The 14507-nt window shown below is 69.4% G+C and carries 18 protein-coding genes; 8 read left to right on the top strand and 10 right to left on the bottom strand.

The genetic code is table 11. The annotated features are described in order from the left end of the window. The first annotated feature begins 303 nt into the window (after positions 1-303). Positions 304-999 (top strand): TFIIB-type zinc ribbon-containing protein, encoded by a 696-nt coding sequence (locus M0R88_RS04845; protein WP_248655834.1) that lies wholly within the window; start codon positions 304-306, stop codon positions 997-999. Between the two features lie 353 nt (positions 1000-1352). On the opposite strand, the gene hjc is transcribed toward M0R88_RS04845, so the two are convergent. Further along, the gene (hjc, locus tag M0R88_RS04840; protein WP_248655833.1) at positions 1353-1847 is read right to left on the bottom strand and encodes a Holliday junction resolvase Hjc; all 495 of its coding nucleotides are present in this window, start codon (positions 1845-1847) and stop codon (positions 1353-1355) included. 200 nt (positions 1848-2047) lie between these two features. Here hjc and M0R88_RS04835 point away from each other — a divergent pair, with 200 nt between their 5' ends. Continuing rightward, positions 2048-2884 (top strand): formate/nitrite transporter family protein, encoded by an 837-nt coding sequence (locus M0R88_RS04835; RefSeq protein WP_248655832.1) that lies wholly within the window; start codon positions 2048-2050, stop codon positions 2882-2884. Here the strand turns inward: M0R88_RS04835 and M0R88_RS04830 are convergent, their stop codons facing one another. The 4 genes from M0R88_RS04830 to M0R88_RS04815 form a co-directional block, all read right to left on the bottom strand. Further along, complete coding sequence (locus tag M0R88_RS04830) at positions 2885-3838, bottom strand: alpha/beta fold hydrolase (RefSeq protein ID WP_248655831.1); 954 nt, start codon at positions 3836-3838, stop codon at positions 2885-2887. It lies immediately after the preceding gene. 68 nt (positions 3839-3906) lie between these two features. Then, on the bottom strand, positions 3907-5025 hold the full coding sequence (locus M0R88_RS04825; protein WP_248655830.1) for a hypothetical protein: 1119 nt from the start codon (positions 5023-5025) through the stop codon (positions 3907-3909). A gap of 97 nt (positions 5026-5122) precedes the next feature. Beyond that, positions 5123-6406 carry an adenosylhomocysteinase gene (locus tag M0R88_RS04820; protein WP_248655829.1) on the bottom strand — a complete coding sequence of 428 codons (1284 nt, stop codon included), beginning with the start codon at positions 6404-6406 and terminating at the stop codon, positions 5123-5125. A gap of 67 nt (positions 6407-6473) precedes the next feature. Beyond that, entirely contained in the window at positions 6474-7097 is a 624-nt protein-coding gene (locus M0R88_RS04815; RefSeq protein WP_248655828.1) for a DUF7998 family protein, read from the bottom strand. A 119-nt stretch (positions 7098-7216) separates the two neighbouring features. On the opposite strand from M0R88_RS04815, the gene M0R88_RS04810 reads away from it, so the two are divergent. Genes M0R88_RS04810 through M0R88_RS04800 form a run of 3 tightly spaced genes read left to right on the top strand, consistent with a single transcriptional unit; the run spans position 7217 to position 9481 of the window. Then, positions 7217-7765: a halocyanin domain-containing protein gene (locus M0R88_RS04810; RefSeq protein ID WP_248655827.1), complete on the top strand. Its 549-nt coding sequence runs from the start codon at positions 7217-7219 to the stop codon at positions 7763-7765. A gap of 8 nt (positions 7766-7773) precedes the next feature. Then, the gene (locus M0R88_RS04805) at positions 7774-9009 is read left to right on the top strand and encodes a radical SAM protein (RefSeq protein WP_248655826.1); all 1236 of its coding nucleotides are present in this window, start codon (positions 7774-7776) and stop codon (positions 9007-9009) included. 4 nt (positions 9010-9013) lie between these two features. Beyond that, the gene (locus M0R88_RS04800) at positions 9014-9481 is read left to right on the top strand and encodes a molybdopterin-dependent oxidoreductase (protein ID WP_248655825.1); all 468 of its coding nucleotides are present in this window, start codon (positions 9014-9016) and stop codon (positions 9479-9481) included. 17 nt (positions 9482-9498) lie between these two features. Here M0R88_RS04800 and M0R88_RS04795 read toward each other — a convergent pair whose 3' ends face one another. Continuing rightward, the gene (locus M0R88_RS04795) at positions 9499-9939 is read right to left on the bottom strand and encodes an FAD synthase family protein (protein ID WP_248655824.1); all 441 of its coding nucleotides are present in this window, start codon (positions 9937-9939) and stop codon (positions 9499-9501) included. Further along, positions 9936-10661 carry a molybdenum cofactor guanylyltransferase gene (mobA, locus tag M0R88_RS04790; protein ID WP_248655823.1) on the bottom strand — a complete coding sequence of 242 codons (726 nt, stop codon included), beginning with the start codon at positions 10659-10661 and terminating at the stop codon, positions 9936-9938. Before mobA ends, M0R88_RS04795 begins: the two co-directional genes overlap by 4 nt. Before the next feature lie 88 nt (positions 10662-10749). Between mobA and M0R88_RS04785 the strand changes: the two genes are divergently transcribed. Further along, entirely contained in the window at positions 10750-11094 is a 345-nt protein-coding gene (locus M0R88_RS04785) for a glutamyl-tRNA reductase (RefSeq protein ID WP_248655822.1), read from the top strand. Between the two features lie 138 nt (positions 11095-11232). Continuing rightward, positions 11233-12540 carry a protoporphyrinogen oxidase gene (gene hemG, locus M0R88_RS04780; RefSeq protein WP_248655821.1) on the top strand — a complete coding sequence of 436 codons (1308 nt, stop codon included), beginning with the start codon at positions 11233-11235 and terminating at the stop codon, positions 12538-12540. Between the two features lie 19 nt (positions 12541-12559). Here hemG and M0R88_RS04775 read toward each other — a convergent pair whose 3' ends face one another. Beyond that, on the bottom strand, positions 12560-13183 hold the full coding sequence (locus M0R88_RS04775; RefSeq protein WP_248655820.1) for a helix-turn-helix domain-containing protein: 624 nt from the start codon (positions 13181-13183) through the stop codon (positions 12560-12562). Positions 13184-13320: 137 nt separating this feature from the next. On the opposite strand from M0R88_RS04775, the gene M0R88_RS04770 reads away from it, so the two are divergent. Next, complete coding sequence (locus tag M0R88_RS04770) at positions 13321-13599, top strand: DUF2249 domain-containing protein (protein WP_248655819.1); 279 nt, start codon at positions 13321-13323, stop codon at positions 13597-13599. Between the two features lie 28 nt (positions 13600-13627). Here the strand turns inward: M0R88_RS04770 and M0R88_RS04765 are convergent, their stop codons facing one another. Both M0R88_RS04765 and M0R88_RS04760 read right to left on the bottom strand, forming a co-directional pair. Further along, a complete protein-coding gene (locus tag M0R88_RS04765; protein WP_248655818.1) occupies positions 13628-13843 on the bottom strand; it encodes a DUF7511 domain-containing protein in 216 nt (71 codons plus the stop codon). A 44-nt stretch (positions 13844-13887) separates the two neighbouring features. Next, positions 13888-14340: a universal stress protein gene (locus tag M0R88_RS04760; protein ID WP_248655817.1), complete on the bottom strand. Its 453-nt coding sequence runs from the start codon at positions 14338-14340 to the stop codon at positions 13888-13890. Positions 14341-14507: the final 167 nt, after the last annotated feature.

Raw genomic sequence — 14507 nt, 5'->3', positions numbered from 1 at the left:
GCGCTCCCGCTCCTCGCTCGCGGTCGAATCGCTGGTGCGCGAGCCGTCGGCTCGCTGAAAATTGCCGGCTGGAATTGGGCGCTCGCTGGCCCCCGATTAATTCGCACTAAATATTATCGAATTTACTCGTTATTGGCCCATTACCGCGCTCTCCCGCACGTCTAGCCGAGTTGGTAGATGCAAGACTTAGGAGTGTCCAGCACCTACCTATTCGTACGCGGAACCGGCCGACAACGCGAGGTTTGGGGGTCGAGACGCCGATTTCGGAAGTCGTCGGCCGGCCGCACACAGAGAGGGAAGCCCATGGCAAACACAACAGCTTCCGAACGAACGCACGCATCGCTCCCGCCAGTCGAGGGCGTGACCGACATCAGGTCCCAGCGCGCCCGGATGGAGCGCATGGCGGTCACGCCGCTCGGCGGCGGCGTCTACGAAATCGAGAGCCAGAGCGGTAACACCTACTCCGTGGACCTGCCCGGCGGACGCTGCACCTGCCCGGACCACAACTTCCGGGGCGTCAGGTGCAAGCACCTCCGGCGGGTGGCGATGGAGGTCACGGAGGGACGCGTCCCGCCGCCCGGCCAGCAGGCGGTCACGTGCCGGAACTGCGGCGACGAACGCTTCGTGGACGAGACCGACCGCGGCCCGCACTTCTGCGAGGAGTGCGGACTGGACCCCGGCGAGACGGTCGTGGACCGCGAGACCGGCGACCTGCTGGTCGTCGTCCGGACGACGTCCCGGCGGGCCGACGAGGTGGAGATTACCGGCCACGGCTGCACCGTCGCGGAGTACTCGTCCAACGCGGCGTACCGCCCCGACGACGTGGTGGTCGAAGCGATGTACCCGGTGCCGGCGGGCCTCGGCTCCGGGGACCTGCAACCGCGCCACCTCCGGCGCTACTCGTTCCCGCGGGGGCGACTCGCCCGCAGGCGCGAGGACGTTCGCCCCGCCGAGCGCGAGGACCAGTCGGCGCTCGACGACTTCGAGGCGACCGTCTGACGACGACAGCGAGAAGCGAGCGTGCCCCGAACGGAATCGAGAGCAGTACGCACCACCTCCGAGGACGCCGAAGAGCGAGCGACTGCGGCGGTCCGGCCCTCCGATGGCGTGCCCCGCCTCCGGACCGCCGCGGGCCTCCCGCTGGATGCTCCGGCGTTCGGAACGTGTGGCCAGTTGCAATGCGACGGTCGGTGACGTAGCCCGCGGGCGACGCTCGACCGAAACCCTGCTCCGCCACCGACGGTAGGGAATATAGTCACAAAATCCATATAATTTTTCATACTGACCGGTGCGTGGGGAGGGTTTCTCTACCGACCGATGTGCGGGAGAAGTACCGAAGACGGGTGGGCGCGTTACTCCAGCATCGACGCCGCCTCGTCCGGCGAGAGGACGCCTTGTTCGACCGCGTGAAGCACGTCGCGGATGTCGTGGCCGTCGTCTTCGTCGTCGGCGTCGTCGCTCTCGCGGAGCGCGTCGAGCGGGTCGCCCGCGTCGAGCGCGGTCTCCTTCTTGACGCGGTAGTTACCGCCGTCGGTCTGATGAACGTCCGCGGGGTGGAAGAAGAACCAGTCCTCGCGGTCGAACCGCACCCCGATTTTGGGCTTCGCCCCGAAGTTCTGCGAGAAGTACACCAGCGCCTCGACCTCCTCGCCCGTGAGATAGATGGGGTCGCCAGAACTCGATTTGGCCTCGATGGCGTAGAAGGCGACGCCGTCGCCCGCCAGCACGTCCGGGAGTTCGCGCTCGGTCGCGCTCCCGCTGGCTGGCGCGCGCATGACCGCGAATCCGGCCTCGTCGAGTCGGTTGACGAGTTCCCGCTCGCGCCTGTCACCCTTGGCGTTGGACATCGGCCACCCCCTGAAGACCCGTCGTGTCTGCCATATTTGCTACTGCTTCCTTCCGGGTGTTAAGTCTCTCGGGAGCGCGGTGAAAGTGAACGCCCGGTCTCGGTCGCTGCGGTCCGGCCGCACACCGGTCCGGCCCGGCCACTCACCAACTCGGTTCGCGGCCGGACCGCTTTTTGTTCGACGGGCCGACTCACTCTGCCGTGGCCAAGGAGGAACTCGACCAGCGAATTCGGACCGAAGCGCCGGGGGAGGGACAGAAGGCCAAGCAGGAGATTCTGGCCGAGGAGATTCAGGAGGGGTTGGAGGAACTCGAACGACCGGCGGACGGCCTGTTCCTCTCGGGCGTCTCGGCCGGACTCGACATCGGCTTCGGTCCCCTGCTGATGGCGGTCCTGCTCACCGTCGTCGGCGGGTCGTGGGGCGACCCCCTGACCCGAATCGTCGTCGCCAACGCCTACGCTGTCGGGTTCATCTTCGTCATCGGGGGCCGGTCGGAGCTGTTCACCGAACACACGACTCGCGCCGCGCTCCCGGTCCTCGACGGCCGGGCGAGTATCGGGCAACTGGCTCGACTCTGGGCGCTCGTCTACGGCGGGAACATCCTCGGCGGCGGCCTCTTCGCCGTCGGGATGGTGTACTTCGCGCCCGCCTACGGCATCGTCGAGCCGTCGGCGTTCACCGACATCGCGCTACACCTCACGGAACACGGGCCGACGATACTGCTCGCCGGCGGCGTCGTCGCGGGGTGGCTGATGGGACTGCTCTCGTGGCTGTTGACGGCCGCGCGCGAGAGCATCTCGCGCCTCGCGGTCGTCTGGCTGGTCACGACCAGCATCGGTCTCGCACACCTGCCCCACTCCATCGCGGGCAACGTCGAGGTGCTGGCGGGCGCGCTCGTCTCGCCGAACATCTCGCTCGCGCAGTACGCCGGATTCCTCGCGCTCGCCACGGTCGGTAACGTCATCGGCGGGTCGGTCTTCGTCGCCCTGCTGAAGTACGGCCACGTCGTGCGCGGCGGCGAGGAATCGGCGGAATAGCTACTCGGGTCCGACCTCGCCCGCCAGAAACTCGACCGCGGCCTCCGTCGCGTCGTCGGTGGGTTCCAGCCACGGCATGTGGCCGTGGTCCTGCAGCGTCACGAAGTCGGCGTTCGCCATCGCGCCCGCGACCGGGCGACCGACCGAGGGCGGCCAGAAGTAGTCCTCGGTCCCCCAGACGAACCGAGTCGGCAGGTCGAGGTCCCGAACCTCCGCCCGGAGGTCGAACTGCGAGCGCATCCCGCGCATCGTCCCCAGCGTCTCCAGCATCGACCAGAGGCTCTCGCGCTGGCCGGGCAGGTCCTCGCCGACGACCCCCGGCCGGAAGTAGGCGTCGGGAACCGCGGCGTCGTCCTCGACGTTGATGCGCTGGAACTCCGCGCGGGCTTCGGGCACCGTCTCGGTCTCGAAGTAGTCGAACAGCCAGCGGCCGACCCCCGGCAGGTCGAACAGCCGGAAGAAGGTCGGGATGTCGCGCGAGAGACCGGCGGGCGCGCCGATGGCGCAGAGTCGCTCGACGCGCTCGGGGTGGTCCACCGCGAGCGCGAGCGACTGGAACCCGCCGAGCGAGTTGCCCATCACGGCGGTCTCCTCGACCCCCACCGCGTCCAGAAAGTCCGCGACGTACTCGACGCCGAACTCCCGGAACCCGGTCTCGCGGTAGTCCACCGCGGTCGAGAGCCCCCGGCCCGGCCGGTCGGGCGCGTAGACGGTGAACTGGTCGGTCAGCGCGTCGAACATCGGGACCCAACTGGTCGCCGTCGTGCTGAGACCGTGGAGCAAGAGCAGGGGCGGTCCCTCGCCAGCGGTCAGGTAGTGGACGCGTCCGGCGGGGTCGGGGAGCGTCGCGTACGCCGATTCGGCGTCCACGTCGTAGTGGTCGCAGACGTCCGCGAGCGCGTCGAGGTAGGGCCTCGCCGTCTCACTCGGTCGATGGTCGTACTGAAGGGTCACGATTCGGACTACGCGCTCCGGAGAAAAAGCGTTAGCGACCGCGAGCCGTCCCCTCGCGCTCGCCGGCCTCAGAGCCGGGGCGAGACCTTCCACTGGGCGTCGATTCGCCAACCGTCGTCGCCGTCTACGAGCTTCGCGTCCACGGCTTCCCACCCGAAGTCGCGGCCCTCGGCCGTCCCCCGGAGTCGAGCGCCGACGCGGTACCAACCGGGGTCGGACGGCACGACGGCCATCTCGTCGTGGTCGCCGTCGCACCGGTGGGTCCACTCCACCGGTCCCGCGCCGGGAAGCTCCTCCTCGGTGGCGTCCGGGTCGCCGATGTAGCCGACGCCGCACTGGACCACGCGGGCGTCGGCGTCCCGGACGCGGTGGCCGTGCCGGCCGCGCCACGCGGCGTAGCTCCCGCCGTGCCACTTGTGTCGGCCGTTCCGCCCGCGAGCGGGACTCTCGCCGCTTCCGCGCTTGCCCGGACTCGGCTTGCGGCCACCGCTCCCGCTACTACCGCTTCCGCTTCCGGATTTCGAGCCGCCACTGCGTCCGCTCCCGCTCCTTCCGCTACCGCCGCTACCTCCAACGCCGCCACCGCTACCGCCCCACCCACTGCCGCCGCTTCCGCTCCCGCCGTTTCGACCGCCACCGCTCCGTCCGCCGCGGCCGCCGCCTCCTCTGCCGGGTCGCCCGGCCGCGACGCCGACCGGGAGGAGCGCGGCGAGCGAGTCGCCGAGACTCCCGAGCGAGGAGGTGGTGGTGGCTGTTTCAGAGGCTGTGGCGGTTCCGGACGTTGTCGTCCGATTCGCTGTCGCGGTAGTGGTCGTGGTAGCGGTCTCGTTCGTCGCGGTCCGGGTCGCGTCCGCGGCGGTGGTCGTCTCACCGCTCTCGGCCAGCGACTCCACGACGGGGTTCGACTCGAAGGTGACGAGGAGTCGGGCCTCGCTGACCTCGACGGCGGCGAAGACGGCCGACTCGCGCGGCGGTGCGGTCGGGTCGGCGGGCGTCTCGGTCGTCTCCGGGTCGTCTGAGGCCGTCTCGACGGCATCGGTCTCGTCGAGGTCGCTCCGGTCGTTCGGTCGTTCGGTATCCGGTCGACGCGTCTGCTGGTCGTCGCTCGAACTCGACAGACACCCGGTGAGGCCGACGGCCGCACCGAGCGTCGCCGCGCTCGTTTGGAGGACTTGGCGGCGTTGCACGACGCGGAGCGTGGAAGCGACGTGGTAAATGCTTGTCGGGAATCGCGTGCGTGCGGAGAGATAAGAACCGCGAGAAGAGCGTAGTGCGCTGGCGTGCCTACGTCCCGTGCTGCCAACTGCTCATGTACTCGGCCTGCTCGTCGGTCAGGTCGTCGTACTCGACGCCCTCGGCGTCGAGTTTGATTTCCGCGATTTCCTTGTCGAGTTCGTCGGGCACCTCGTGGACGCCGGCGTCGTACTGGTCGCCGTTCTCGACCAGTTCGCGGACGACGGCCGCCTGCACGCCGAAGCTCTGGTCCATGACCTCGACGGGGTGGCCCAGCGCGATGGGCGACGCGAGGTTGACGAGTCGGCCTTCCGCGAGGACGTTCAGACGGCGGCCGTCCTCCATCTCGTACTCGCGGACGCCGTCGCGGGCCTCGCGCTCGGCGACTGCGAGGTCAGAGAGGTCGTCGAGATTGACCTCCACGTCGAAGTGGCCCGCGTTGGCCAGCAGGACGCCGTCGTCCATCTTCTCGAAGTGGTCGCGGGTGACGACGTTCTTGTTCCCGGTCGTGGTGAGGAACACGTCGCCGATTTCGGCGGCCTCGACCATCGGCATCACGTCGTAGCCCTCCATGTGGGCTTCGAGCGCGCGCCGGGGTTCGACCTCGGTCACGATGACGTTCGCGTTCTGGCCGGAGGCCTTCTTGGCGACGCCGCGGCCGCAGTCGCCGTAGCCCGCGACGACGACGTTCTTGCCCGCCCACGAGAGGTTCGTGGTCATGGCGATGTTCGCCAGCGACGACTCGCCGGTGCCGTGAACGTTGTCGAACAGTCGCTTCATCGGCGTGTCGTTCACGGCGAAGACGGGGTAGTCGAGCGCGCCGTCGTCGTCCATCGCGCGCAGTCGGTGGACGCCCGTGGTGGTCTCCTCGGCCCCGCCGACGATGGAGTCGATGAGTTCGGGGTAGTCCTCGTGAATTGCCGCCACGAGGTCCATGCCGTCGTCCACCGTAATCGTGGGTTCGTGGGAGATGACGGCTTCGATGGCGGCGTAGTACTCCTCGTCGTCCACCTCGCGCTTGGCGTAGGAGGTGATGTTGGGGTGTTCGTCGAGCGCGGCACTCACGTCGTCGTGGGTCGAGAGCGGGTTACAGCCGGTGATGGCGACCTCCGCGCCGCCCTCGGCGAGGGTCTCGACCAGCACGGCGGTCTTGGCCTCGACGTGCATCGCCATCCCGATGCGCTGGCCTTCGAAGGGCTGGTTCGCGTCGAAGTCTTCCTGCATCGCGGTCAGAATCGGCATGTGTTCGCGCGCCCAGTCCATCTTGCGATGGCCCTCGGTGCGAGCGGCCTCGACGTCCTCGACCTGCTCGCTTATCGTCGGATAATCTGCCATACCCGAGCAATGGGCCACCGCGCCCAAAACGCTACCGAAGGCCGGCGCGACGACCGAGCCGGGCGACTCAGAACGGGAGCGACGAGTCGTCCGCGTCGTCGGAACGCCCTCGATTTCTTCCCCCGGTTCGTGGAGTGTCTTCGGAATCCGCTACACTCTCGCCGTCGTCGAGTCGCCCTTCCAGGCTCCGCAGTTTCTCGTTGATGTCCGTACTCTCGTGGTGCATCGGCGCGAGACCCACCGAGACGCGCTCGTAGTCGTGGCGGTCGCTCAGGCCGTTCCACGCCCGGAACGCTCCGATAGTCAGGCTCTCGCTCTGGGGGCAAAACTTCGTGGTCGGCGTGAACTCCGCGAGCAGCACGTCGGCGTCTCCTTCGTCGCCCCCTTCCTCGCCGTCCCCTCCCTCGCGGTCCGCCTCGACGCGAGCGTACCGCCAGCCGGCGTCGGGGTGGCGCGAATCGAGGTTGAGTCGCGCGAGGTTGTAGCCGAAGGTGGCGTCGTAGACACCGCGCTCCTCGAAGATGTCGCGCGTGAGTCGGTGGAACGCGCAGTGGTCCGCGCCGGTCAGCACGTCCGCGCCTTGCAGGAACGGACCGGGGACCGGCAGGTGGTCGGGGCGGAACTCGTCGTACTCGTCGAAGGTCTCGTCGTCGGCGTCGTCGCTGGCGAAGGGCCGCGGGATACTGGGCATGTCCGGGAGTACGGCCGAACGCCGGGTAGCCGTGGTCCCGAACACGTTCGCCGGCCGTTTTCAGCCCGTGGGAATCGGGGCTACCCCCATTTATGTAGCCCTCGAAGCCGCAAGTGAAGATGACCCGAGATACTCTCGACCGACGAACGATGCTGAAGACGATGGCTGCGGGCGCGGCGACGGCGACTATCGCGGGCTGTTCGAGCGGCGGTTCCGGAGACGGCGGCGGTAGCTCCGGGGACAGCGGCGGTAGCTCCGGAGACAGCGGCGGTAGCTCCGGAGACGGGTCCGGCGACTCGGGCGGTAGTTCCGGAAGCGACTCGGTGAGCTTCGACGGCTGGTTCGACAACACCTCGAACTTCGACGGCGTGGTCGATAAGACCGGCAGTAGCGAGGTGACGGTGAAGGTCGGCGCGAAGGGCAACGGCGGCAACTTCGCGTTCGGCCCGGCCGCGGTCGAGGTCTCGAAGGGGACGAAAGTCGTCTGGAAGTGGACCGGGAAGGGCAGCGTGCACAACGTCGTCGCGGACGACGGCTCCTTCGAGAGCAAGCAGACCCAAAAGGAGGGCTTCACCTTCAGCCAGACGTTCGACAGCGCGGGCAAGCACAAGTACTACTGCACGCCCCACAAGGCGATGGGCATGAAGGGCGCAATCGTCGTGGAGTGAGTAGTTCCATGCCGAGACCACCGAATCGTTCGGGCGGCCCGCCTCCCTCCGTCGAGTCCGACAGCGCCGGCAGGCCCGACGGCGCGGCGAAACCGGACCGCTCGGGCGGACCGCCGCGACGCGTGGACACGGACGAGCGACCGTTCGTCCTCATCTGGGAGTTGACGCAGGCCTGCGACCTGACCTGCGAACACTGCCGGGCCGACGCCCAACCCGACCGTCACCCCGACGAACTCACGACCGCGGAGGCGAAGACGCTCCTCGACGAGACCGCCGAGTTCGGCGAGAACCAACTGGTCGTGTTCTCGGGCGGCGACCCGCTGAAGCGCGACGACGCCGTGGACCTCGTGGAGTACGGCACGGAAATCGGCCTGAACGTGACGATGACGCCGAGCGGGACCGCCTCGCTGACTCCCGCGGCCGTCTCGGACCTCGCGGACGCGGGCCTGCGCCGGATGGCCCTGAGCGTGGACGGCGCGAGCGCCGAGCGCCACGACGCCTTCCGCGGCGAGGAGGGGAGTTTCGAGGAGACGATGGCCGCGGCGCAGGCCGCCGCCAACGAGGGGCTTCCGCTCCAGATAAACACCACCGTCTGTCGCCAGACCGTCGCGGACCTGCCCGACGTCGCCGACCTCGTGGCGGACCTCGGGGCGGTCCTCTGGAGCGTCTTCTTCCTCGTGCCGGTCGGCCGGGGCGCGGCGCTCGACTCCCTCGCGCCGGAGCGCGCCGAGCGCGTGATGGAGTGGCTGGTCGAGCGCCGCGAGGAGTGGCCCTTCGGCCTGAAGACGACCGAGGCACCGCACTACCGTCGGGTCGCGGTCCAGCAGACCGAGGCCACCCCCGACCGCCAGATGGGCATCACCGCGGGCGACGGCTTCGCCTTCGTGAGCCACGTCGGTGAGATGTACCCCTCCGGGTTCCTGCCCGAGTCGGCGGGCAACGTCCGCGACCGGAGCGTCACCGACATCTACCGGAACGCCGACCTCTTCGAGGACCTGCGCGACGGGGACGCCCTGAAGGGCAAGTGCGGGGCCTGTCCCTACCGGAACGTCTGCGGCGGCAGTCGCTCGCGGGCCTACGCGACGACCGGCGACCCCTTCGAAAGCGACCCGCTCTGTTCGTTCGTCCCGGACGGCTACGACGGCCCGCTCCCGTGGGACGACGACCCACGGGCGGACGGGCCGGACGCGGACTCGCGGGCCGACGTTCACTCGGACGCCGACCACGCAGTGAACTCCACGTAACGCCATGCACTCATCGAGCGTCGAATCGACCGAAGTGAACGACGAGAATCGGCGGGCGCTCGCGGACCGCGAGCGCCCGCGAATCGAAGTCGTGGGCCGCGAGACGGTCATCGTCTCGCCCGGAATAGACCTCCCGCGAGCGAACCTGACCTGCACGGTCGAGTGCGCGTCGGGCGTCCGCGCGACCGACGAGTGGACGGGGGTCCCCGTGGCCGCGCTCGCGGACGCGGCGGACTTCTCCGGCGATACCACTCACCTCCGTGTCGAGTCGGCCGACTTCGCGGCCGACGTGCCGATTCGCCCCGCGCTCGGCGGCATCGTGGCCTTCGAGCGCCGCGGTGACCGCGACGACGGCGAAGTCGGACTTCCCCGACTCGTCGCCGACGGCGTGCCCGGCGAGCGACTGGTCAAGCGCGTCGAGCGCGTCTCGGCGGTCGCGCTCAACGCCGAAGAAGAGCCGCGAGTCGGGTAGCCAGCTACGACCCGTTTTTACGGACCGACGACCCGTTTCTCGCGTTCCTCCAGAATCCGTTCCACGATGGCGCTCGACGAGTACACCGCGTCGCCCTCGGCCTCGGCCAGCGACGCGCGCCGGACCGCACACTCGACGCCCCACTCTTCGAGCATCGCGGCGACTTCCGCCTCGTCGTGGTGCTGGTCGCCGCCCAACACCAGCACGTCCGGGTCGATGCGGCGGACGGGTGCCGAGACGTCGTCGGGGTCGCCGGGGTGGGCCGCCGTCACCGGGTCGAGGGCCTCGACCGTCCGGACGCGCTGGTTGTCCGGCAGTACCGGGTCCTTGTGGTCCAGTCGCTCGCCGTTCGCCACGACGACGTGGAGTTCGTCGCCCGCTCGGGCGGCCTCCCGCAGGTAGTGGACGTGGCCCGGATGGAGCAGGTCGAAGGTGCCGAGCGCGACGACGCGGGTCATCGCGGTACCGACGTCTCCCGCCGGCCCGCATCGCTCGCCTCGGCTTCCGCGAGTTCCCGGAGCATCCGGACCGCCGCCTCGCGATCGGCGGGCGTGTCCACGTCGAACAGGCTCCGCTCGGCGTCCCCGGCGACCTCCTCGGCCGGGACCGCCAGCGCGTCGAGGCGGTCGAGAAGCGCCGAGAGTCGGGTCACGCCGGCGTCGAGCAGTTCCTCGGCGGCGGCTCTCGCCGGGCCGGTCCGGTAGACCGCCTGCGTCGGGACGAGGCGCTCGTCGGCCAGCACCGCGGCCGCGTCCGGAGCGTCCGGGGCGTTCGCGGTGGATTCGAGTCGCGCGGCGAGATCCGCGACCAGTCGGGGGTCGAGGAACGGCGCGTCGCAGGCCGTCAGCGCGCAGGTCTCGGTCTCGACCGCGCCGAGCGCGGCACGGAAACCGTAGAGGGGTCCCCTGTCGGGCACCGGGTCGGCGACGAACTCGACGGTGACCGAAACCCCGTCGTCCACCGCCAGCGCGTCGTCGAACGCCGCGCGCTGGTCGCTCCGGCAGCTGACCACCACGCGGTCGGCGACGTCTCCGAGGCGGCCGACGACGCGCGCGAGGAGCGGTCGCCCGCCGAGTCGGGCCAGCGCCTTGTCGCGGTCGCCGAACCGCCGGGAGTAGCCGCCCGCGAGGACGACGCCCGTCGGGTCGTCGGTCTCGACGTCCGGCAGTGACTCGTTCACGTCCGGCGATTCTCTCCCCTCGTCGGTAGACGTTGGGCCGAACACGTTCGGCGCAGTCGCTTCGGAGCGCGCGGTGTAACCTCGCCACGTGACCGAACTCGGAAGACTCGACTCGGAGTCGGCGACGACCGCGGACCCCGGACCGGAAGCCGACGCCGAGCGATTGGGAGACTTCGACGCCGGACGGGGCGGCGACGCCGGAGCGTCGGCCGCCGCCGAGCGGGTCCGCGCTCGCGGTCGGCGCGTCCGCCGCCGGGAACTCGACACCGCGCTCCGGCGATTGGACGAGCGGGGCGACCTCTCGCGTGACGAGCGACGGGTGTTGGAACGCCTCGCGGCGCGACTCACCGACGCGATGGTCGAGCAGTGGGCGTCGAAACTGGCCGACGGCGAGGTGGACTCCGAGACCGCGCTCGGCCTGCTGACGGAGTAGCGCGGCGCGCTTCTCGCACGAGTCGAGTCGAAGCGAATCGAATCGGACCGAACCAGACCGAAGCGAACTGGACCGAATTGAACCGAACCGAACGTCTTCGGGGAGAGGCCCAACGCCGTGGCGTCCCGACTGTCGAACATGAGCGTCGGCATCGTCGGCGGCGGCATCACGGGACTGGCGACACACCACTACCTCCGGGAGTCGGGCGTCGAGAGCGTCGTCTTCGAGGCCGACGACGAACCCGGCGGCGTCGTCCGGAGCGCGGAGGTCGAGGGGAAGGTACTCGATTTCGGGCCCCAGCGAACGCGCCTCACGCCAGCCATTCGGGAACTGGTCGAATCGCTCGGACTGGAGTCGGAACTGCGCCGGGCCGCGGACCCGCCGCTGTACGTCTACCGCGACGGGAGACTCCGACTGGTGCCCCAGTCGCCCCGAGAGGCGGTGACGACCGACCTGCTCTCGTGGCGCGGGAAGTTCCGGGCGCTGTTGGAACCGCTGACCGGGCCGGCGCGCGACGGCGAGAGCGTCGAGGCGTTCCTGACCCGGAAGTTCGGCCCGGAGGTCGCGCGCTACTACTTCGGGCCGCTCTACGGCGGTCTCTACGGCTCTCACCCCGACGAGATGCCCGTCGAGTACTCGCTGTCGAAGGCGCTGGAGAAGGCGGGCGTCGAGCGGAGCGTCCTGACCGCCGTCGCGCGGAAGGTCCTCGACGGCCGCGAAGCCCCGCCCATCGTCTCGTTCGACGCCGGTCTCCAGCGACTCCCCGAGGCGCTCGCCGCGGCCCACGACGAAGGCGTCCGCCTCGGGACGCCGGTTCGGGAGATTCGACGCGAGGGAGACGGGTTCGCGCTGGAGACCGACGACGGGGCGACCGCGGTGGACCGACTCGTCGTGACCACGCCGGCGGACGTGACCGCCGACCTGCTCGGGGACCTCGCGCCCGACTCGGCCGCCGCGCTCCGCGAGTTGCACTACAACCCCCAAGCCGTCGTCCACCTCCACGCCGAGACGGACCTGACCGGCGCGGGCTATCAGGTCCAGTACGACGAGGAGTTCCGGACGCTCGGCGCGACGTGGAACGACAGCCTGCTCGACCGCGACGGCGTCTACACCTGCTATCTCGGCGGGTCGCGGAACCCCGAACTAGTCGAGCGGAGCGACGAGGCGTTGGGGTCGCTGGCGGCCGCGGAGTTCGAGGAGATTACCGGCTACGAAGCGCGCGACCTCTCGGTGCATCGGCTTCGCCGGGGGATGCCCGCCTACGACCGGAGTTGGGCCGCGCTAGACCGGATTTCGATGCCCGAGGGAATTCGGCTCTGCACGAACTACACCGCTCGCGCCGGGCTTCCCGGCCGGGTTCGGGAGGCGAAGCAGACGGCGGAGGCGCTGGCCGAGTCCGAGGAGTCGAGTTCGGGAGAAGCGGAGCAGTCGGCGGTCGTCGCCTGAGACGCATCGGTCCGCCTTCCTACTCGCCCACGTACTCCTTGACGATTTTCTCCTCGACGCGGTGGAGCGTCTCGCTCGCGGTCGATTTCGCCACGCCCGCCTCCTCGGCGAGTTCGGTCAGCGAGCACTCCCGCGGGGTGTCGTAGTAGCCCTCCTCGACCGCGGTGTGGAGGAGTTCGCGCTGGCGTTGGGTCAGCAGGCTCTCGGAGTTGACCATCTCGCGGACGTACTCCACGTCGAAGTCCATCCCGAAGGCCTGCAGTTGGGTCGTGAACGCCGACAGGCGGTCGCGCGAGGCGGTCAGTTCCACCTCGGCCTGTCCGTCGACGATGGTGAACGGCAGTTCCAGCGGGAGGCCCGACTCCTGGACCGAGAACAGCAGGAGCGGTTCGGTCGTCTCGAACTCCACCAGCGCGGACTCTTCGGACGCCTGCTGGAGGTCGAGTCGGGTGATGTCCTCGCGGTCGTCCATCGCGGCCACGACCGCCGGCAGGTCGTCGGCCGAGATTTCGAGCAGGCCGACGCCGGTCTCCTCGGCGGGGAAGGCCGCGAGGACGCGAAACTCCGCGTCGGGGTGGGCCGTCGATACCTCCGAAATCCAGACGCTCTCGGGGAGCGAAATGTGTAGTTTCGCCGTTGGCATCTCTCTATCTACTCCTTCTCGCCCACCGCCCGGATAAGTCCTGCCGAACACGTTCGGGTATCCTGGCGGGGACACCGGTCCCGGCTCCGAACGTATTCGGGACAACGCCCGTGACGATGGGCCGCGTCGTCGCTAGTATGCAGGCGCAGTTCACCGAGCGCGGAGTCGAGCGCACCGACGCCCCGGCCGACCGGCCGCGCGAGGAGTTGGACGTGCGGAGCCTCGGACCGCCCGAGCCGCTGACCGAGACGCTGGAGCGACTGGCCGAGGCGGACGACGAGACGGTCCTCGTGCAGGCCAACGACCGGGCACCGCAACACCTCTATCCGAAACTGACCGACAGGGGATACGAGTACGAGACCGTGACCGACGAGGAGGTCGTCCTGACGGCCATCTGGCGCGAGACGGAGGAATAATAATCTTGCTGTCGCGTTCGCCGCCGGCTCACCGCATCTCGTCGAGGTCCACGAACGAGCCTTCCTCGGCGGTTATCCACTCCGCGACGAGCGCTTCGTCGTCGGCGTCCGGCGGGTAGAGGGTACACTCGTCGGGTCGGTCGTCGCGTTCTTCCACGACCGCCCGGAGGTCGGCGGGGCGGTCGGAGGGCGGGTCGTCGGTCGGCGCGCAGTCGTCGGCGTTCGGGGACGTGACGTCGGTCATGGTCGGGAGGGGTTCGGGAGGTGTCGGGGCTCAGTTGTCGCCGCTCAGTTGTCGCCGGCGGAGGAGTCGGCGTCGGCGATGTCCACGGTCAACACGGGGACCGACGAGAGAGTGACGACCTTCTGGGAGACGCTACCGAGCATGTTGCGCGTCGGGTCCGAGCCGTGCGAACCCATGACCACGAGGTCGGCGTCGCGCTCGTCGGCGACCGCCAGAATCTCGTCGGCCGGGTTGCCCTCTCGAATCTCGGTCGAGACCGACACCGCCGCGGCGTCGAAGTCGGACGCGACGGCGTCGGTCGCGCGCTCGCCTTCCGCCTGCAGACCGTCGGTTACTTCCGGAATCCGGTCGTCGTCGAGCGTCAGGAACGCCCGGTCGTCCACGACGTAGAGGACGTGAACGTCCGCGCCGCGCCGCTCGGCGATGTCGCGGGCGTGTTCGACCACCGTCTCCATTGCTTCGCTCCCGTCGGTCGGAAGCAACACCGTATCGTACATTACGTTCGATACTCTGTCGCCGGAGGGTATATAGTAGGGCCGTTGTTCTCACGCGATGAAAATCTCGGGCGGTCTGCTGGCGGTCGGCCGACAGTTGTCGGACGGTCGGCGGCTCGGTCCGCGAACGAGCCGCGGAATCCGTGCCCGCGGCCGCGCCGCCGAAACGC

This window comes from Halorussus gelatinilyticus (assembly GCF_023238445.1).
In the GTDB taxonomy this organism is placed as follows: Archaea; Halobacteriota; Halobacteria; order Halobacteriales; family Haladaptataceae; genus Halorussus; species Halorussus gelatinilyticus.
This window is presented reverse-complemented; position numbering and strand designations above follow the sequence as displayed.